Here is an 18,489-nt window from a genome sequence, read left to right as displayed (position 1 = left end):
AGCCGCCCGGCAATGGTCCGGAACCGCCGGAGTACGCGATCAGGGAGCACAGATGACGGCCACAGACGACTTCCGCAGGGCGCGGGACTTTCTCCTGCAGCACCGCGAGGACTACACCGCGGCCTACGAGGGCTTCGCCTGGCCCCGGCCCGAACGGTTCAACTGGGCCCTGGACTGGTTCGACGTCATCGCGGACGGCAACGACCGCACCGCCCTGCACATCGTCGAGGAGGACGGCGCCGAGACCCGGCTGACCTTCGCCGAGCTGTCCGACCGGTCCGACCGCGTCGCGAACTGGCTGCGCGACCGGGGCGTGGCCGCCGAGGACCGGGTGCTGGTCATGCTCGGCAACCAGGCCGAGCTGTGGGAGACCGCGCTCGCGGCGATGAAGCTGCGCGCCGTCGTCATCCCCGCCACCCCGCTCCTCGGCCCCGCCGACCTGCGCGACCGCGTCGAGCGCGGCCGGGTCAAGCACGTCATCGTGCGGGCGGACGACACCGGCAAGTTCGACGAGGTGCCCGGCGCCTACACCCGGATCTCCGTCGGCGGCCTGCCCACCGAGGGCTGGGAGCCGTACGAGGACGCCTACGCGGCCCCCGCCGAGTTCCTCCCGGACGGGCCGACCCTCGCCGACGACCCGCTCATGCTGTACTTCACCTCGGGCACCACCGCCCGGCCCAAGCTGGTCGAGCACACCCACACCTCGTACCCGATCGGGCACCTGGCCACCATGTACTGGATCGGCCTCAAGCCCGGCGACGTGCACCTGAACATCTCCTCACCCGGCTGGGCCAAGCACGCCTGGTCCAACCTCTTCGCCCCCTGGAACGCCGAGGCGACCGTCTTCATCCACAACTACACCCGCTTCGACGCGGCCCGGCTGATGGCCGAGATGGACCGGGCCGGGGTGACCACGTTCTGCGCCCCGCCGACCGTGTGGCGCATGCTCATCCAGGCCGACCTGACCCAGCTGCGCAGCAGGCCCCGCGAGGTCGTGGCCGCCGGTGAGCCGCTGAACCCGGAGGTCATCGAGCAGGTGCGGCGCGCCTGGGGCGTCACCATCCGGGACGGCTTCGGGCAGACCGAGACCGCCGTGCAGGTCGCCAACACGCCCGGCCAGCCGCTGAAGACCGGCTCCATGGGCCGCCCCAGCCCCGGCTACCGCGTGGAACTCCTCGACCCGGTCTCCGGCGCGCCCGGCGCCCGGGAGGGCGAGATCGCGCTGGACCTGTCCGAGCGCCCGGTCGGCCTGATGACCGGCTACCACGGCGACGCCGACCGCACGGCGGAGGCGATGGCCGGCGGCTACTACCGCACCGGCGACATCGGCTCCCGCGACGAGGACGGCTACATCACCTACGTCGGCCGGGCCGACGACGTGTTCAAGGCGAGCGACTACAAGATCTCCCCGTTCGAGCTGGAGAGCGCCCTGCTGGAGCACGAGGCGGTCGCCGAGGCCGCCGTCGTGCCCGCGCCGGACGAGCTGCGCCTGGCCGTGCCGAAGGCGTACGTCGTCCTCGCGGAGGGCTGGGAGCCGGGCCCGGACACCGCCAAGGTGATCTTCGAGCACTCCCGGCAGGTCCTCGCCCCCTACAAGCGCATCCGCCGGCTGGAGTTCGGCGCCCTGCCCAAGACCGTCTCCGGCAAGATCCGCCGCATCGAGCTGCGCGAGGCGACGGCAGCGGGATCGGACGCCGAGTACCGCGAGGAGGACTTCCGGTGAACTCCTACACCCACGGCACCAGTGCCACCCCGCTGCTGGGCGACACCATCGGCGCCAACCTCGACCGCGCGGTGGCGGCCTGGCCGGACCGCGAGGCCCTCGTCGACGTGCCCTCCGGGCGGCGCTGGACGTACGCGCGGTTCGCGGCGGACGTCGACCGGCTCGCGTACGCGCTGCTCGCGAGCGGGGTCGCCAAGGGCGACCGGGTGGGCATCTGGGCGGTCAACTGCCCGGAGTGGGTGCTCGTCCAGTACGCCACCGCGCGCATCGGCGCGATCATGGTGAACATCAACCCGGCCTACCGCACCCACGAGGTCGAGTACGTCCTCAACCAGTCGGGCGTCTCGCTGCTGTTCGCGTCCGTCAGCCACAAGACCAGCGACTACCGGGCGATGATCGAGGAGGTCCGGGGCCGCTGCCCCGGGCTGCGCGAGACGGTGTACTTCGGCGACCCGAGCTGGGAGGCGCTGCTCGGCCGGGCGGTCCCCGCGCCCTGGCCGGAGCTGTCCTGCGACGACCCGATCAACATCCAGTACACCTCGGGCACGACGGGCTTCCCCAAGGGCGCCACGCTCTCCCACCACAACATCCTCAACAACGGCTATTTCGTGGGGGAGCTGATCGGTTACTCGGAGCAGGACCGGGTGTGCGTGCCGGTGCCGTTCTACCACTGCTTCGGCATGGTCATGGGCAATCTGGCCGCCACCTCGCACGGCGCCTGCATCGTCGTCCCGGCGCCGTCCTTCGACCCGAAGGCGACGCTGGAGGCCGTGCAGGCGGAGCGGTGCACCTCGCTGTACGGCGTGCCGACCATGTTCATCGCGGAGCTGAACCTGCCGGACTTCGCCTCCTACGACCTCACCTCCCTGCGCACCGGCATCATGGCGGGCTCGCCCTGCCCGGTCGAGGTGATGAAGCGGGTGGTCGCCGAGATGCACATGGAGGAGGTCTCCATCTGCTACGGCATGACCGAGACCTCGCCGGTGTCCCTGCAGACCCGCATGGACGACGACCTGGAGCACCGCACCGGCACCGTCGGCCGCGTCCTGCCGCACATCGAGGTCAAGGTCGTCGACCCGGCCACCGGCGTCACCCAACCGCGCGGCGCTGCGGGGGAGTTGTGCACGCGCGGGTACAGCGTGATGCTCGGCTACTGGAACGAGCCGGAGAAGACCGCGGAGGCCGTGGACGCCGGCCGCTGGATGCACACCGGGGACCTCGCGGTGATGCGCGAGGACGGCTACGTCGAGATCGTCGGCCGCATCAAGGACATGATCATCCGGGGCGGCGAGAACATCTACCCGCGCGAGATCGAGGAGTTCCTCTACGGCCACCCGAAGATCCGGGACGTCCAGGTGGTCGGGGTGCCGCACGAGCGGTACGGCGAGGAGGTGCTGGCCTGCGTCATCCCGCTCGACCCGGCGGACCCGCCGACCCTGGACGACGTACGCGCCTTCTGCGCGGACCGGCTGGCCCACTACAAGGTCCCGACCCGGCTCCAGGTGCTGGACGCCTTCCCGATGACCGTGTCCGGGAAGGTCCGGAAGGTGGAGCTGCGCGAGAAGTACGCCGGCTGAACCGTCTCCCGGCCTCCGGGGACCCGCCGCTGAAGGTCAGCCCGGGTCCCCGGAGGCCAGTGCGCGGGCCGGCGCGTTCACCGGCAGGACCTTTCCCGTGGGGGCCAGGACGAACAGCGCGACGCCCAGGCCGTCCGCGCCGGCCCGCGCCCCGGCCGTGTAGCCGCTGAGCGAGAAGAAGGCGCAGGCCGCCGACTCCGTCATCGCCGTCAGCCACAGGCATTCCACGTCCCGCAGGGACGCCGGACGCGCCGACGGGTCGACCTGCGCCACCATGCCGCGGGCGGCCAGCCCGATGCCGCTCGGGGGCCGCTGGTCGGCCCGCCGCACGTCGTCGTGGCCGAGCCAGCGCAGATAGAGCGCGGCGACCGTCACGGCGTCCCGCGCGGTGCGGACGGGCACCGGCCGGAAGACGCCCCGCCGCCGCTCGCCTCTCGTCGCTCCTTGCTCCGGCTCGCTCTCCGGCGTACGTGGCTCCCGATCGTTCTCCGGTGCCCTTGGCTCCGGCTCGCGCTCCGGCGCCCCTTGCCGAGGCGGTTCCGAACGCGGCCCGTTCCCCGGTGCCTCCTCGGTCGGTCCCCAGTCCGACTCCGCCGCTTCCGTGTCCCGCGCCGCCCCCGACACCGCGATCCGCAGCACCGCCCCGCACGCGCACCCCAGCTCCGGCCGGGGCCACTGCGAGCGGCGGTCGCAGGCCGGGCAGCGGACCGTCACCCACTGGTCCTCCCAGCTCCGGTGCGTCACCGGCACCGGCGGGACCGTGGGGTCCAGGGGCGGGGCGACCGGGGTCCCGCACACGCACGGATAGCCGGGAGCCGTGAACAGGCGCTCGCGGCGGCAGGCCGGACAGCGCACCGGCACGCTCTCGGTCACGGCCCCTCCAGCACGGCTCGTCGGACAGCGCCCCCATGGTGCTCCACCCATCGCCCGCCCGGCCCCCCGCTTGTCCGTCTCTTGACGGCTCTTCGCCCGCCCGCCTACATTGCTTCCAGATCGTAGAAATTACTTTCCGCTATACGGAATACGGCTCACCGCGGGGCGCGACGGGAGTGCGAATCCGACAGCCGAAGCAGTCGAAGCAGGAGTACTCGATGGCTCGTATGACCGCTGCCCGCGCGGCAGTTGAGATCCTCAAGCGCGAGGGCGTCACGGACGCCTTCGGTGTGCCGGGCGCCGCGATCAACCCCTTCTACAAGGCGCTCAAGGAGGGCGGCGGCATCCACCACACGCTCGCCCGCCACGTCGAGGGCGCCTCGCACATGGCCGAGGGCTACACGCGGACCTCGCCGGGGAACATCGGCGTCTGCATCGGCACCTCCGGTCCCGCCGGCACCGACATGATCACCGGCCTGTACTCGGCCATCGGCGACTCCATCCCGATCCTGTGCATCACCGGCCAGGCGCCCACCTCCGTGATCCACAAGGAGGACTTCCAGGCCGTCGACATCGCGTCGATCGCCAAGCCGGTCACCAAGATGGCCGTGACCGTCCTGGAGGCCGCGCAGGTCCCCGGCGTCTTCCAGCAGGCCTTCCACCTGATGCGCTCCGGCCGCCCCGGCCCGGTCCTCATCGACCTGCCGATCGACGTCCAGCTCACCGAGATCGAGTTCGACCCGGAGACGTACGAGCCGCTGCCCGTCTACAAGCCGGCCGCGACCCGCGCCCAGATCGAGAAGGCGATCACCTTTCTTCTGGAGTCGCAGCGCCCGGTCATCGTGGCCGGCGGCGGTGTCATCGGAGCCGACGCCACCGACCTGCTCGTCGAGTTCGCCGAGCTGACCCAGACCCCGGTCATCCCCACCCTGATGGGCTGGGGCACCCTGCCCGACGACCACGAGCTGAACGCCGGCATGGTCGGCGTGCAGACCTCGCACCGCTACGGCAACGCCAACTTCCTGGAGTCGGACTTCGTCCTCGGCATCGGCAACCGCTGGGCCAACCGCCACACCGGCTACAAGCTCGACGTCTACCGCGGCGAGCGCAAGTTCGTCCACGTCGACATCGAGCCCACCCAGATCGGCAAGATCTTCCCGCCGGACTACGGCGTCGTCTCCGACGCCAAGGCCGCGCTGGAGCTGTTCGTCGAGGTGGCGAAGGAGCTGAAGGCCGCCGGCAGGCTGCCCGACCGCGGCGAGTGGGTCGCCTCCACCCAGGAGCGCAAGGCCACGCTGCTGCGCCGTACGCACTTCGACAACGTGCCGCTGAAGCCGCAGCGCGTCTACGAGGAGATGAACAAGGCCTTCGGCCCGGAGACGCGGTACGTCACCACCATCGGCCTCTCCCAGATCGCCGGCGCGCAGATGCTGCACGTCTACAAGCCGCGCCACTGGATCAACTGCGGCCAGGCCGGCCCGCTCGGCTGGACCATCCCGGCCGCGATCGGCGTCGCCAAGGCCGACCCGGACGCCCAGGTCGTCGCGCTCTCCGGCGACTACGACTTCCAGTTCCTCATCGAGGAGCTGGCCGTCGCCGCCCAGCACCGCATCCCGTACGTCCACGTCCTGGTCAACAACTCCTACCTCGGTCTGATCCGCCAGGCGCAGCTCGGCCTGGACATCAACTTCCAGGTCAACCTGGAGTTCGAGAACGTCAACTCGCCCGAGATCGGCGTCTACGGTGTCGACCACGTCAAGGTCGCCGAGGGACTGGGCTGCAAGGCCATCCGCGTCACCGAGCCGGAGCAGCTGGGCGCCGCCTTCGAGCAGGCCAAGAAGCTGGCCGCGGAGTACCGGGTGCCGGTCGTCGTGGAGGCGATCCTGGAGCGGATCACCAACATCTCGATGAGCCGCACGATGGACATCAGCGACATCAGCGAGTTCGAGGACCTGGCCACCGAGCCCGGCCACGCGCCGACCTCGATCAAGCCGCTGAAGGTCTGACACACCGACTCCGACCCGTTGAAGGGGCGGTCCACCCGGGGGGCTGGACCGCCCCTTCGGCGTGCCCGCGGGCGGTCAGTCGAAGCCCCCGCCGCCCCCGCCGCAGCCGAAGCCGCCGCCCGAGGCGTGGTCGTGGCCGCCGTGACCGCCGTATCCCCGGTCGCCGTCCGTGCCGTCGTACGACTCGCCGCCCGAGAGCAGCCGCAGGTCGTCGCTCCGGCCGAAGGGGAACCGGCCGGCGTCGGCGAGCGCGCCGCGTCCGGTCAGTCCCGCCTCGCGGGCGAAGCGCGGCACCAGGGCGGTCAGCGCCGGCTCGCCGTACAGCGCGACCGCCAGCACGATCTCGTCCTCGCCCAGCCCCTCCGGGCCCCCGGGCAGCGGGTGTGCCGCGCGCAGCTCGGCCAGCCGGCGGCGCCAGGCGCGGGTGCGGCGCGGCGGCACCGACCGCGACAGCCCGGCCGCCACCGCCTCGGCACGCATCCGGGCCAGTGCGCGGGCCACCATCAGGCGGCCGGGCAGCTCCCGCAGCCCCGCGGGCCGGTAGAGCGCCGAGCGCACCGCCTTCTCCAGCGGGTGCCGGAAGGCCCCGGCGGCGCCCCCCGGCGTCCTGCGCAGCGTCCCCCGCCGTCCCGCGCCGACCGCGCCGCGCAGGTGCAGCGCCACCACGGCCACCGTCACCGCGGCCCGCGGCCCGGCCCGCAGCAGGGCGATCTCGTGCGGCCCCGGCGGCTTCGTCGTCGTATCCGTGCTCATGTCCTCACCCCCGTGTGACAGGGGTGTGCCCGGGGCCGAGGGCGGTCCAAGCCCCCCGGGCCCGGGTTCAGAGCAGGATCTGAGGGTGCCGTAGGGGCGGCTACGACCCTTTCTGTACGCCCTGCTGCCCGCCGCGCTGCTCGTGGTGCTGCTCGTGGTGTTCCGACAGTCCCGGCCAGTCGTCGGGGCCGCCGCCCTGCCACTCGACGATGTCGCTCGCCGCCACATCGGTGACGTACAGGTCGGCCAGCCGCAGGATCTCGCTCACGTCGTCCGCGTGCGTGGCGACCCCCAGCGTCTCCTCGCCCGCGGTGACGCGCCGCGAGCCGTCCAGCGCCGGGGGATGCACCACGACGTGCGGGTGCTGCGTCGGATGTGCCATGCCTTCAGGCTGCTGCCGCAGCCGCCGGTACGCACGCCGAAGCGCCGGGTACGGGACCGTCCGTACCCGGCGCTTCGGGGCCTGTGGTGAAAGCCTGGTGACCGTCCGACGGCGCGAGGCTGGGCGCGACAGGTCGTTCGCGCCGCCGGACGGGGTCTGGGGGAGGGGTGGGGGTGATGCCGGGACCGCGGCGGCTGCGACGGAGCCCCGGGACGCACTTCCCTCAGGTCGAGAAGGGGAACCGGAGTCCTTCACCACCGCACTGGCTCGCAGGCCGCCGCGGTCCTCACCCGGGCCGCGTCCCCGACACCGGTGACCACCCCTCATCCGGGTCGCTCGGTGCCGGCCGGGACGCGGCCAGGGAGTCTCAGTCCTCGCGCAGGGCGCGGACCGCCTCCTCCACGCGCTTGCCGTACTCGGGGTCGGCGGCGTGGAAGTGCGCGAGGTTCTTCTCGATCACGTCGTTGCGGGAGACCTGCGACAGGCCGCCGGCGATGTTCGCGACCAGACGGGACTTCGCGTCCTCGGACAACAGCCGGTACAGCGCGCCGGCCTGGATGAAGTCGTCGTCCTTGGTGTGCTGCGGGGCCTCGTGGTTGCCCGTGTACCCGGACACCGGCAGCGGCGCCGACAGCGGGCGGCCGGTCTCGGCCGGGCCGTCGTAGGAGTTCGGCTCGTAGTTCTTGGCGTGGCGGCCCTGCGGGTTGAGCGCCATGAAGCCGTCGCGGCCGTAGTTCTGCGCGCCGCCCGGCACCGCCTTCGGCGAGTTGACCGGCAGCAGGGTGTGGTTGACGCCGAGGCGGTAGCGGTGGGCGTCCGCGTAGGCGAACAGACGGCCCTGGAGCATCTTGTCCGGCGACGGGCCGATGCCCGGGACGAAGTTGTTCGGGGAGAACGCGGCCTGCTCGACCTCGGCGAAGACGTTGTCGGGGTTGCGGTTCAGCACCAGCTTGCCGACGCGCTTCAGCGGGTAGTCGGCGTGCGGCCACACCTTGGTCAGGTCGAACGGGTTGAAGCGGTAGTTCGCCGCCTCGGCCGCCGGCATGAGCTGCACGTACAGCGTCCAGGACGGGTGCACCCCGCGCTCGATGGCCTGCAGCAGGTCCGTCTGGTGCGAGTTGGGGTCCTTGCCCGCGATCTCCGCGGCCTGCTCGCCGGTCAGGCAGCGGATGCCCTGGTCGGTCTTGAAGTGGTACTTGACGAAGAAGGCCTCGCCCTTGGCGTTCGTCCACTGGTAGGTGTGCGAGCCGAACCCGTCCATGTGGCGGTACGACGCCGGGATGCCGCGGTCGCCCATCAGCCAGGTCACCTGGTGCGTGGCCTCGGGGGAGTGGGCCCAGAAGTCCCAGACGTTGTCCGGCTCCTGCTTGCCGGTGAACGGGTCGCGCTTCTGCGAGTGGATGAAGTCGGGGAACTTGATCGGGTCCTTGATGAAGAACACCGGGGTGTTGTTGCCGACGAGGTCGTAGTTGCCCTCCTCGGTGTAGAACTTCACCGCGAAGCCGCGCGGGTCGCGGACGGCGTCCGCGCCGCCGAGCGAGTCGGCCACGGTGGAGAAGCGCACGAACACCTCGGTGCGCTTGCCGACCGTGCCGAGGAAGTCGGCGAACGTGTAGCCGGTGACGTCGTCGGTCACCTCGAAGTGGCCGTAGGCGCCGGAGCCGCGGGCGTGCACCACGCGCTCCGGGATGCGCTCGCGGTTGAAGCGCGCCAGCTTCTCCAGGAGCTGCTGGTCCTGGATCAGGAGCGGCCCGCCGACGCCGGCGGAGGCGGAGTTCTGGTTGTCGGCGACGGGGGCGCCGGACTCGGTCGTGAGCACGCGCTTCGACATCGGGGGACCTTCCGTACGAGAGTCAGCGGAAAACTGTTTCCGCTTCGTGGAGCCTAGGAGGGGGCGATCAGGGCGTCAACAGTTTGTTGAAGTGGTTTCCGGACCGCGGCGCCGCTTGGGCGCGACGGGACAGGTGTCGACGGCGCCGCGGCCCGGAAGTCTTCACAGGGGCCGGACGGAGGCGTCCGGCCGGTCGCGTCAGACCTGGGCGCCCGAGAGGCGCTCCACGGCCCGCAGCAGGGCCGAGTGGTCCAGGCCGCCGTCGCCCTGGGCGCGCAGCGACGCCACGAGCTGCGCCACCACGGCGCCGACGGGCAGCGCGGCACCGACGTTGCGGGCGGCGTCGGTGACGATGCCCATGTCCTTGTGGTGCAGGTCGATGCGGAAGCCCGGCCGGAAGTCGCGGCTCAGGAAGTTGTCCTTCTTGCGCGTCAGCACGGTCGAGCCGGCCAGGCCGCCGTTGAGCACGTCGAGCGCGGCCTTCAGGTCCACACCGGACTTCTCCAGGAAGACCACGGCCTCGGCGCACGCCTGGATGTTCACGGCGACGATCAGCTGGTTGGCGGCCTTCACGGTCTGGCCCGAGCCGTGCGGACCGCACAGCACGATGGTCTTGCCGAGCGCCTCGAAGATCGGCTTGGCCTCCTCGAAGTCGGCCTTCTCGCCGCCGACCATGATGGAGAGCACGGCCTCGATGGCACCGGCCTCGCCGCCGGACACCGGGGCGTCCAGCACGCGGATGCCCTTGTCCTTCGCGGCCTTCGCCAGGTCGACCGAGGTCTGCGGGGTGATCGAGGACATGTCGATCAGCAGCGCGCCGGACCTCGCGTTCTCCAGGATGCCGTCCGGGCCGTACGCGATGGCCTCGACCTGCGGGGAGGCGGGGACCATGGTGATGACCACGTCCGCGTCCTTCACCGCCTCGGCGATCGAGCCGGCCGCGGTGCCGCCGGCGGCGGCCAGGCGGTCCAGCTTCTCCTGCTCCAGCGTGAAACCGGTGACCTGGTAGCCCGCCTTGACGAGGTTCTCGGACATGGGCGAGCCCATGATGCCGAGGCCGATCCAGGCGATCTTGGGGAGGGACATATGAGGGCCTTTCTGAAAAACGGGGGTGGTCAGCGGGCCGCGCGGGCCTCAGCGGGCGGCGCGGGCCTCGGCGGGCAGCCAGTCGAAGGCCTGGGCGCTCGGGCGGTCGCCCGGCTTGTACTCCAGGCCCACCCAGCCGTCGTAGCCCGCCTTCCTCAGCTGGTCGAGCAGGTCCTCCAGGGGGAGGGAGCCCGTGCCCGGGGCGCCGCGGCCGGGGTTGTCGGCGATCTGCACATGGCCGGTCTTCGCCGCGTACTGTTCGATGACGGCCGGCAGGTCCTCGCCGTTCATGGACAGGTGGTACAGGTCCATGAGGAACGTCGCGTTGCCGAGGCCGGTCGCCTCGTTGACCCGGTCCACGACGCCGATCGCGGCCGGCGCGCTCACCAGCGGGTACAGCGGCGACTCGGGCTTGTTCAGCGCCTCGATCAGCAGGATCGCGCCGATCCGGTCGGCGGCCCGGGCCGCGAGGACGAGGTTCTCCAGCGCGAGCGCGTCCTGCTCGGCCGGGTCCACCCCCTCGACGCGGTTGCCGTACAGCGCGTTGAGCGCCCGGCAGCCCAGCGAGGCGGCGAAGCCGGCGGCCACGTCGATGTTGGCGCGGAACCGCTCGGACTCCTCGCCCGGCACCGACAGGGCGCCGCGGTCCGGTCCGGGCAGCTGCCCGGCGTAGAAGTTCAGGCCCGTGAGCTGGACGCCCGCGTCCTCGATCGCCCCCTTCAGGGCGTCGAGCTCGGACTGCTCGGGGGTCGGGGTGTCGATCCAGGGCCACCACAGCTCGACCGCGGTGAAGCCGGCCGCGGCGGCGGCCGCGGGGCGCTCCAGGAGCGGGAGTTCCGTGAAGAGGATCGACAGGTTGACGTTGAAGCGCTGGTCTGCGAATCCCATCGGGTGCCGCGCTCCCTTCCGTGTCGAATTTCCGTATGACGGAAGTTAGTTTCTGCGTATTGGAAGATTGCCGTCGGGGTGTCGCCCTTGTCAAGAGGGGTCGGCGGAAAGCGGCCCCGCGCGTTAGGTTGTGCGCGTGCGATTGAGAGTGGAGTTCACGACCGAGCCCTTCGACCTCGACGAGGCGCCCGAGCACGCGGTGGTGGCCCGCCGGGTCATCGAGACCGCCGACCTGGAGTCGGTGGACGTCGGCCCGTTCGGCAACACCGCCGAGGGCGGCGCCGACGCCGTCCTGACGGCCGTGGACGCGCTGCTCCGCAAGAGCCTCGAAGCCGGCGCGACCCGTGTCTCCCTCCAGGTCAACGTGATCCGGGAGGGCGAGTGAACGGCGCCGGGGACGAGACGTTCATCGCGGCCGTGAAGCCGCTCGTCGACGCGATCGGCGGCGAGATGGTGCCGCCCGACGAGGCCGCCCCCGAGGACGTGGTGCTGTCCTGGGAGGGCAATGAGGCGGTGGCCGTACGGCTGCCGCAGCTGGCCGACTCCCTCGACCACATCCTGGCCGCCATGGAGCGCCGCAAGGGCAAGCCGCTCGCGGACCTGGACCGCAAGGCCAAGCAGGAGGTCGTGCGCATACTGGAAGCGCGCGGAGCCTTCTCGGTCCGGCACGGTGTGGAGACGGTGGCGAGCGCCCTCGGCGTCAGCCGCTTCACGGTCTACAACTACCTGAACCGCCAGAAAGAAGCCTGATCGCACCGCTTCACCGAGCCGCCGTCCGGACCCGCCGGGCGGCGGCCTTTTGTTACCCGGAATTTTCAACAAACTGTTGACGTGGTGTTTCGGAGGGCGTTAGCTATCCGCAGCCCGTACAGCACAAGGCCACGGAGGCACCCGTGACTTCGACTTCCACGCCGCCGGGCCTGGCCCGCTTCAACGCCCTGGAGGAGGACGCGGCACGCGCCGCGCTCCACGAGGCGTGCAGCTCCACGGCATGGGCGCGGCGGCTGCTGGCCGCCCGCCCCTATGCCGCCCCCGAGGACCTCTACGCCGCGAGCGACGCCGCCATGGCCGAGCTGACCGCCGAGGACCTCGCGGAGGCCATGGCCGGGCACCCGCCGATCGGCCGCCCCAAGCCGGGGGACCCCACCTCGGCCCGGGAGCAGAGCGGCATGGCCGGCGCCTCCGACCAGCTCAAGGCGGAGATGCTCGAACTGAACCTGGCCTACCAGGACAAGTTCGGCCACGTCTTCCTCATCTGTGCCACCGGCCGGACCGGCGAGCAGATGCGCGACGCGGTCAAGGAACGGATCGGGAACTCGCCGGAGCAGGAGCGGGAGATCGTCCGCACCGAGCTGGGCAAGATCAACCGCATCCGACTGGCACGACTCGTCGAAGAGGACTGACCACAGCCATGAGCACCAGCACCACCGCCTCGGTGTCCACGCACATCCTGGACACCTCCGTAGGCCGCCCCGCGGAAGCCGTCGCCGTCCGCCTCTCGGCCCGCTCCGGGTCCGACGCGGAGTGGCAGCCGCTCGGCGGCTCGGCCACCGACGCGGACGGGCGGTGCAAGGACCTCCCGGCCCTGCCGGAGGGGACCACCCACGTACGGCTCGACTTCGACACCGAGACGTACTTCGCCAAGAAACAAGCCGCGGCCCAGCAGGACGCCCCCGCGCTCCGGGACAGCGAGAACGGCCGGCCCGTGTTCTTCCCCGAGGTCACCATCGCCTTCGCGGTGGTGCCCGGCGAGCACTACCACGTTCCGCTGCTGCTCAACCCGTTCGGCTACTCCGTTTACCGAGGGAGCTGACCGACACCATGACCCGATTCGTCCTGGGACAGAACCAGTACGGCAAGGCAGAGAACCGCGTCGTAAAGATCACGCGTGACGGCGACACGCACCACATCAAGGACCTGAACGTCTCCGTCGCCCTCTCCGGCGACATGGAGGAGGTCCACCGCAGCGGGTCCAACGCGAACGTCCTGCCCACCGACACCACCAAGAACACGGTGTTCGCCTTCGCCAAGGAGCACGGGATCGACAGCGCCGAGGACTTCGGCGTCAAGCTCGCCCGCCACTTCGTGGACAACAACGAGCCGATCCACCGGGCCCGCATCCGCATCGAGGAGTACGGCTGGGAGCGGATCGAGACCTCGCAGTCCGGGGCCCGGTTCGTCGGCGCCGACGAGATCGCCCACTCCTTCGTCCGCAAGGGCCAGGAGACCCGCGTCGCGCAGATCACCTACGACGGCCACGGCATCCAGGTGCTCTCCGGGTTCAAGGACCTCACCGTCCTGAACACGACGAACTCCGAGTTCTGGGGCTTCCTGAAGGACAAGTACACCACCCTTCAGGAGGACTACGACCGCATCCTCGCCACCACCGTCTCCACCTGGTGGCGGCACAACTGGGACGGCATCGACTCCCACGCCCCGAACTGGGACCGCTCCTACAACGGGGTGCGCAAGCACGCGCTGCAGGCGTTCGCCGAGACCTACTCGTACTCGCTCCAGCAGACCCTGTTCGAGATGGGCGTACGGGTGCTGAACTCGCGCGACGAGGTCGACGAGATCCGCTTCTCCATGCCCAACAAGCACCACTTCCGCTCGGACCTGTCGCCCTTCGGGATCGACAACGAGGCCAAGGACGGCGCCGTGTACTACGCCGCCGACCGGCCCTACGGCCTGATCGAGGCCACCATCCTGCGCGACGGCGCCGAGCAGCTCATCCCGGTCGACATGACCAACCTCTGACGCGGGACGCGCGCCCCCGGTCCCGCCACCTGGACCGGGGGCGCGCCACACCGGAGGGAACACCATGGCACAGCCTGCAACAGAGCCGGCGAAGGGCTCCTGTCCCACCCCGCCGGTGCACACCGAGGACGCCGTCACGTCCGTGCACCCGGTGGACGAGAAGCTCCACCCCTCGCGGCTCGTCCCCGCCGCGCTCCAGCACATCGCCGCCATGTACGCGGGCGTGGTCACTCCTCCGCTCATCATCGGCCAGGCCTGCGGACTCGACGTCGCGGCCCGCACCCGGCTGATCGCCGCGTCCCTGCTCATCGCGGGCGTCGCGACCATCCTGCAGACCATCGGCGTCAAGGGCCTCGTCGGCAACCGGCTGCCCTTCGTCAACGCAGCCTCCTCCGCGGGCATCGCGCCGATCCTCGCGATCGCCGAGACCAACGGCAAGGGCCACCAACTCCCGGCGATCTACGGCGCGGTGATGGTCGCCGGCGCCTTCTGCCTCGCCCTCGGACCGTTCTTCGGCCGGCTGCTGCGCTTCTTCCCGCCGCTGGTCACCGGCGTGGTGATCACCCTGATCGGCGTGACCCTGATGCCCGTGCCGGTGAGCTGGGCGCAGGGCGGCGACAAGACCGCCGCCGACTTCGGCGCGATGAAGTACCTCGCGCTCGCCGCCTTCACCCTCGCCGTCATCCTGCTCATCCAGCGCTTCGGCCGCGGCTTCCTCAGGCAAGTGGCCCTGCTGTGCGGCCTGTTCGTCGGCACGGTCGCCGCGATCCCGTTCGGCATGGCCGACTTCAGCGGCCTTAAGTCCGCGCCCGTCGCCGCCCTGCCGGCCCCGTTCGCCTTCGGCGCGCCCGAGTTCCAGCCCGCGGCCGTGCTGTCGCTGTGCATCGTGATGCTGGTGCTGATGACCGAGTCGAGCGCCGGCATGCTCGCCCTCGGCGAGATCTGCGACCGCCGCACCGACGCGAGGACCATCACCCGCGGCCTGCGCACCGACGGCATCGCCACCCTGATCGGCCCCGTCTTCGGCGGCTTCCCCACCTCCGCCTTCGCCCAGAACGTCGGCGTCGTCTCCCTCACCCGGGTGCGCAGCCGGTACGTCGTCGCCGTCGCCGGCGGCACCCTGCTCGTCCTAGGCGCCTTCCCGGTGCTCGGCGCGGTCGTCTCCCTCGTCCCGATGCCGGTCCTCGGCGGTGCGGGCATCGTCCTGTTCGGCTCGATCGCCGTCAGCGGCATCCGCACGCTGTCCGAGGCCGGACTCGACGACAGCTCCAACATCATCCTGGTCGCCGTCGCGCTCGGCGCCGGCATCATCCCGCTGGCCGCACCGACCTTCTACGCCGGCTTCCCCGCCTGGGCGCAGACCGTGCTCGGCTCCGGCATCAGCGCCGGCGCGCTCGTCGCCGTATCGCTGAACCTGTTCTTCCACCATCTCGGCACCCGGAGCGGCAGCCCCGCCCCGGCACTCAAATCCTCCTAGGGTCCTGCCGTGCCCTCCCGTGGACACTCCTGGTCCCGTGTGCACGGGTCCGCCACCGAAAGACAAGGAAGCACCATGGCACCTTCGGCAGCCCCGCGCATCGTCATCGAGAACTGCGCGATCGCGACCGTGGACGCCGGCGACACCGAGTACGCCTCGGGGTACCTCGTCCTCGCCGGCAACAGGATCGAGTCGGTCGGCGCGGGCCAGGCCCCCGAAGGCCTGGAGAACGTGGTGCGCCGGATCGACGCGAGCGGCCATCTGGCCACGCCCGGTCTGGTCAACACCCACCACCACTTCTACCAGTGGATCACCCGCGGTCTGGCCACCGACCACAACCTGTTCAACTGGCTGGTCGCGCTGTACCCGACGTGGGCGCGCATCGACGAGCAGATGTGCTACTCGGCGGCTCAGGGCTCCCTCGCCATGATGGCCCGCGGCGGCGTCACCACCGCCATGGACCACCACTACGTCTTCCCGCACGGCTCCGGCGACCTGTCCGGCGCAATCATCCGGGCCGCCGCCGAGATGGGCGTACGGTTCACCCTCGCCCGCGGCTCGATGGACCGCAGCGTCAAGGACGGCGGGCTGCCGCCGGACTTCGCCGTCGAGACCCTGGAGGGCGCCCTCACCGCCACCGAGGAAACCGTCCGCAAGCACCACGACGCCTCCTTCGACGCCATGACCCAGGTCGCCGTCGCGCCCTGCTCGCCGTTCTCCGTCTCCACCGAACTGCTGCGCCAGGGCGCCGAACTGGCCCGCCGCCTCGGCGTACGGCTGCACACCCACGGCTCGGAGACCGTGGAGGAGGAGAAGTTCTGCCACGAGCTGTTCGGCATGGGCCCGACCGACTACTTCGAGTCCACCGGCTGGCTCGGCGAGGACGTGTGGATGGCGCACTGCGTCCACATGAACGACTCCGACATCGCCGCCTTCGCCCGCACCAGGACCGGCGTCGCGCACTGCCCGTCCTCCAACGCCCGCCTCGCCGCCGGCATCGCCCGCGTCCCCGACATGCTCAAGTCGGGCGTCCCCGTCGGCCTCGGTGTGGACGGCACCGCCTCCAACGAGTCCGGCGAACTCCACACCGAACTGCGCAACGCCCTGCTGATCAACCGCCTCGGCGCCCACCGCGAGGCCGCGCTCAACGCCCGCCAGGCGCTGCGCCTGGGCACCCACGGCGGTGCGCAGGTCCTCGGCCGCGCCGACCAGATCGGCTCGCTGGAGGCCGGCAAGCTCGCCGACGTCGTGCTGTGGAAGATGGACACCCTCGCCCACGCCTCCATCGCCGACCCGGTCACCGCGCTGGTCTTCGGTGCCGCGGCCCCGGTCACCGCCTCCTTCGTCAACGGTCGGCAGATCGTCGAGAACGGCCGCCTGCTCACCGTCGACGAGGACGCCGTCGCCCGCTCCACCCGCCAAGAGGCCCAGCGCCTGGCCCGGATCGCCGCACAGGCCTGATCACCCCCAGGACTCCCGGCCGAGAGGGACGGCTCCCGGCCGGGACCGTGGATCCGAGCGGGATCCACGGCAGCCGTCTCCGGGGCGCGCGCACACGCCCGCGCCCCGGAACGGTCACCGCTCAGCACCGCTCAGCACCAACAACCCCCCCGCCGCGCCACCCCCGTCACGGTCCCGCACGACCACAACCGCACCACCTCCCTGAAACCCACGTCGACAAAGACGTGTTACCCGTCCGGAGGAGCCGCCGTGGCCGCCCATCCCGTAGACGAGAAACTCCCCGCGCTGAAGATGGCCACCACCGGCCTTCAGCATGTGGCCGCCATGTACGCGGGAGTCGTCGCCCCACCCCTGATCGTCGGCGCGGCCATCGGCCTCACCGGCACCGAACTCACCTTCCTCACCGGCGCCTGCCTGTTCACCGCGGGCCTCGCGACCTTCCTGCAGACCCTCGGCATCTGGAAGATCGGCGCCAGGCTGCCCTTCGTCAACGGCGTCACCTTCGCCGGTGTCGCCCCCATGACCGCGATCGTCGCCTCCACCGACGACAAGTCCGACGCCCTGCCGATCATCTTCGGCGCGGTCATCGTCGCCGGACTCCTCGGCTTCCTCGCCGCGCCCTTCTTCAGCAAGGCGATCCGCTTCTTCCCGCCCGTCGTCACCGGCACCGTCATCACCCTGATCGGTGTCTCGCTGCTGCCCGTCGCCTTCGGCTGGGCGCAGGGCCCGAACCCCGCCGCCCACGACTACGGCTCGGCGACCAACCTCACCCTCGCCGGCATCACCCTGCTCGTGGTCCTGCTGCTGCGCCGCTTCACCCGCGGCTTCGTCAAGCAGATCGCCGTCCTGCTGGGCCTGATCGCCGGCACGCTCATCGCGATACCGTTCGGCGTCACCGACTTCAGCCCCGTCGGAGACGCGGACATCGTCGGCTTCCCCACCCCGTTCCACTTCGGCGCGCCCCAGTTCCAGCTCGCCGCGATCCTCTCGCTGTGCGTGGTGATGGTCGTCTCGATGACCGAGTCGACCGCCGACATGCTCGCCCTCGGCGAGATCGTGGAGCGCCCCGCCGACGAGAGGACCATCGCCGCGGGGCTGCGCGCCGACACCCTCGGCTCCGCGCTCAGCCCCCTGTTCAACGGGTTCATGTGCAGCGCCTTCGCACAGAACATCGGGCTGGTCGCCATGACGAGGATCCGCAGCCGGTTCGTCGTCGCCACCGGCGGCGCCTTCCTGGTGCTGATGGGCCTGTGTCCGGTGGCGGCCTCGCTGATCGCGGTCGTACCCCGGCCGGTCCTCGGCGGCGCGGGCGTCGTGCTGTTCGGCTCGGTCGCCGCGAGCGGCATCCAGACCCTGGTGCGGGCCGGCCTCGACCGGGACAACAACGTCCTCATCGTCGCCGTCTCCCTGGCGGTCGGCATCATCCCCATCACCGAGCCGGACTTCTACCACGCCTTCCCGGAGACCGCGAAGATCGTCCTGGACTCCGGCATCTCCACCGGCTGTGTGATGGCCGTCCTGCTCAACCTCGTCTTCAACCACATCGGCAAGGGCCGCGAGGCCCACGACGTGACCCACCCGATGGAGGCGGGGGAGGAGATCGCCGCCGTGCACTGACAACCACGCGGGGCGGGGCGCTGTGAGGACGCTCACCGCGCCCCGCGGCCGTTCCGCC

At 71.2% G+C, this 18,489-nt stretch carries 17 protein-coding genes; 11 read left to right on the top strand and 6 right to left on the bottom strand.

The window, feature by feature from the left end:
• Window positions 1–52: 52 nt before the first annotated feature.
• Together IE308_RS07020 and IE308_RS07015 are read left to right on the top strand one after the other, a co-directional pair.
• On the top strand, window positions 53–1,723 hold the full coding sequence (locus IE308_RS07020) for an AMP-binding protein (RefSeq protein WP_190217020.1): 1,671 nt from the start codon (window positions 53–55) through the stop codon (window positions 1,721–1,723).
• A complete protein-coding gene (locus tag IE308_RS07015) occupies window positions 1,687–3,300 on the top strand; it encodes an AMP-binding protein (RefSeq protein ID WP_373314483.1) in 1,614 nt (537 codons plus the stop codon). The genes IE308_RS07020 and IE308_RS07015 overlap by 37 nt, the downstream gene beginning before the upstream one ends.
• Before the next feature lie 36 nt (window positions 3,301–3,336).
• On the opposite strand, the gene IE308_RS07010 is transcribed toward IE308_RS07015, so the two are convergent.
• Window positions 3,337–4,173: a hypothetical protein gene (locus IE308_RS07010; RefSeq protein ID WP_190217018.1), complete on the bottom strand. Its 837-nt coding sequence runs from the start codon at window positions 4,171–4,173 to the stop codon at window positions 3,337–3,339.
• 218 nt (window positions 4,174–4,391) lie between these two features.
• Here IE308_RS07010 and gcl point away from each other — a divergent pair, with 218 nt between their 5' ends.
• On the top strand, window positions 4,392–6,179 hold the full coding sequence (gene gcl / locus IE308_RS07005; RefSeq protein WP_190217017.1) for a glyoxylate carboligase: 1,788 nt from the start codon (window positions 4,392–4,394) through the stop codon (window positions 6,177–6,179).
• Between the two features lie 75 nt (window positions 6,180–6,254).
• Here the strand turns inward: gcl and IE308_RS07000 are convergent, their stop codons facing one another.
• The 5 genes from IE308_RS07000 to IE308_RS06980 all read right to left on the bottom strand — a co-directional run bounded on the left by IE308_RS07000 (window position 6,255) and on the right by IE308_RS06980 (window position 11,119).
• The gene (locus IE308_RS07000) at window positions 6,255–6,932 is read right to left on the bottom strand and encodes a TIGR04222 domain-containing membrane protein (protein WP_190217016.1); all 678 of its coding nucleotides are present in this window, start codon (window positions 6,930–6,932) and stop codon (window positions 6,255–6,257) included.
• A 100-nt stretch (window positions 6,933–7,032) separates the two neighbouring features.
• On the bottom strand, window positions 7,033–7,314 hold the full coding sequence (locus IE308_RS06995; RefSeq protein WP_190217015.1) for a hypothetical protein: 282 nt from the start codon (window positions 7,312–7,314) through the stop codon (window positions 7,033–7,035).
• Window positions 7,315–7,681: 367 nt separating this feature from the next.
• Window positions 7,682–9,145 carry a catalase gene (locus IE308_RS06990; protein WP_190217014.1) on the bottom strand — a complete coding sequence of 488 codons (1,464 nt, stop codon included), beginning with the start codon at window positions 9,143–9,145 and terminating at the stop codon, window positions 7,682–7,684.
• 198 nt (window positions 9,146–9,343) lie between these two features.
• The gene (locus IE308_RS06985) at window positions 9,344–10,231 is read right to left on the bottom strand and encodes a 2-hydroxy-3-oxopropionate reductase (protein ID WP_110632459.1); all 888 of its coding nucleotides are present in this window, start codon (window positions 10,229–10,231) and stop codon (window positions 9,344–9,346) included.
• A 48-nt stretch (window positions 10,232–10,279) separates the two neighbouring features.
• Window positions 10,280–11,119 carry a TIM barrel protein gene (locus IE308_RS06980; protein ID WP_190217013.1) on the bottom strand — a complete coding sequence of 280 codons (840 nt, stop codon included), beginning with the start codon at window positions 11,117–11,119 and terminating at the stop codon, window positions 10,280–10,282.
• A gap of 136 nt (window positions 11,120–11,255) precedes the next feature.
• Here IE308_RS06980 and IE308_RS06975 point away from each other — a divergent pair, with 136 nt between their 5' ends.
• From IE308_RS06975 to IE308_RS06940, 8 genes are all read left to right on the top strand, one after another.
• On the top strand, window positions 11,256–11,504 hold the full coding sequence (locus tag IE308_RS06975; RefSeq protein ID WP_190217012.1) for a YkoF family thiamine-binding protein: 249 nt from the start codon (window positions 11,256–11,258) through the stop codon (window positions 11,502–11,504).
• Entirely contained in the window at window positions 11,501–11,869 is a 369-nt protein-coding gene (locus IE308_RS06970) for a helix-turn-helix domain-containing protein (protein WP_190217011.1), read from the top strand. Before IE308_RS06975 ends, IE308_RS06970 begins: the two co-directional genes overlap by 4 nt.
• Window positions 11,870–12,012: 143 nt before the next feature.
• Window positions 12,013–12,522: a 2-oxo-4-hydroxy-4-carboxy-5-ureidoimidazoline decarboxylase gene (gene uraD, locus IE308_RS06965; RefSeq protein WP_190217010.1), complete on the top strand. Its 510-nt coding sequence runs from the start codon at window positions 12,013–12,015 to the stop codon at window positions 12,520–12,522.
• 8 nt (window positions 12,523–12,530) lie between these two features.
• Entirely contained in the window at window positions 12,531–12,932 is a 402-nt protein-coding gene (uraH, locus tag IE308_RS06960) for a hydroxyisourate hydrolase (protein ID WP_190217009.1), read from the top strand.
• Between the two features lie 8 nt (window positions 12,933–12,940).
• The gene (gene pucL / locus IE308_RS06955) at window positions 12,941–13,876 is read left to right on the top strand and encodes a factor-independent urate hydroxylase (RefSeq protein WP_110632474.1); all 936 of its coding nucleotides are present in this window, start codon (window positions 12,941–12,943) and stop codon (window positions 13,874–13,876) included.
• Between the two features lie 64 nt (window positions 13,877–13,940).
• Window positions 13,941–15,353: a nucleobase:cation symporter-2 family protein gene (locus tag IE308_RS06950; RefSeq protein ID WP_190217008.1), complete on the top strand. Its 1,413-nt coding sequence runs from the start codon at window positions 13,941–13,943 to the stop codon at window positions 15,351–15,353.
• Window positions 15,354–15,428: 75 nt separating this feature from the next.
• The gene (locus tag IE308_RS06945) at window positions 15,429–16,814 is read left to right on the top strand and encodes an 8-oxoguanine deaminase (protein ID WP_190217007.1); all 1,386 of its coding nucleotides are present in this window, start codon (window positions 15,429–15,431) and stop codon (window positions 16,812–16,814) included.
• Window positions 16,815–17,063: 249 nt separating this feature from the next.
• Window positions 17,064–18,431, top strand: a complete 1,368-nt coding sequence (locus tag IE308_RS06940; protein ID WP_190217006.1) for a nucleobase:cation symporter-2 family protein — start codon at window positions 17,064–17,066, stop codon at window positions 18,429–18,431.
• Window positions 18,432–18,489: the final 58 nt, after the last annotated feature.

This window comes from Streptomyces griseosporeus, from assembly GCF_014656055.1.
GTDB lineage: Bacteria > Actinomycetota > Actinomycetes > Streptomycetales > Streptomycetaceae > Streptomyces > Streptomyces griseosporeus.
Note: the sequence above shows the minus strand (reverse complement) of the source record. Positions and strands in the feature narration are given on the sequence as shown.

What these genes read in the sequence shown, in the direction of transcription:
- IE308_RS07020 (WP_190217020.1), top strand. Translation starts at nt 53, where the DNA reads ATGACGGCCACAGACGACTTCCGCAGGGCGCGGGACTTTCTCCTGCAG.
- gcl (WP_190217017.1), top strand. Translation starts at nt 4,392, where the DNA reads ATGGCTCGTATGACCGCTGCCCGCGCGGCAGTTGAGATCCTCAAGCGC.
- IE308_RS07000 (WP_190217016.1), bottom strand. Translation starts at nt 6,932, where the DNA reads ATGAGCACGGATACGACGACGAAGCCGCCGGGGCCGCACGAGATCGCC.
- IE308_RS06995 (WP_190217015.1), bottom strand. Translation starts at nt 7,314, where the DNA reads ATGGCACATCCGACGCAGCACCCGCACGTCGTGGTGCATCCCCCGGCG.
- IE308_RS06990 (WP_190217014.1), bottom strand. Translation starts at nt 9,145, where the DNA reads ATGTCGAAGCGCGTGCTCACGACCGAGTCCGGCGCCCCCGTCGCCGAC.
- IE308_RS06985 (WP_110632459.1), bottom strand. Translation starts at nt 10,231, where the DNA reads ATGTCCCTCCCCAAGATCGCCTGGATCGGCCTCGGCATCATGGGCTCG.
- IE308_RS06980 (WP_190217013.1), bottom strand. Translation starts at nt 11,119, where the DNA reads ATGGGATTCGCAGACCAGCGCTTCAACGTCAACCTGTCGATCCTCTTC.
- uraH (WP_190217009.1), top strand. Translation starts at nt 12,531, where the DNA reads ATGAGCACCAGCACCACCGCCTCGGTGTCCACGCACATCCTGGACACC.
- pucL (WP_110632474.1), top strand. Translation starts at nt 12,941, where the DNA reads ATGACCCGATTCGTCCTGGGACAGAACCAGTACGGCAAGGCAGAGAAC.
- IE308_RS06950 (WP_190217008.1), top strand. Translation starts at nt 13,941, where the DNA reads ATGGCACAGCCTGCAACAGAGCCGGCGAAGGGCTCCTGTCCCACCCCG.
- IE308_RS06945 (WP_190217007.1), top strand. Translation starts at nt 15,429, where the DNA reads ATGGCACCTTCGGCAGCCCCGCGCATCGTCATCGAGAACTGCGCGATC.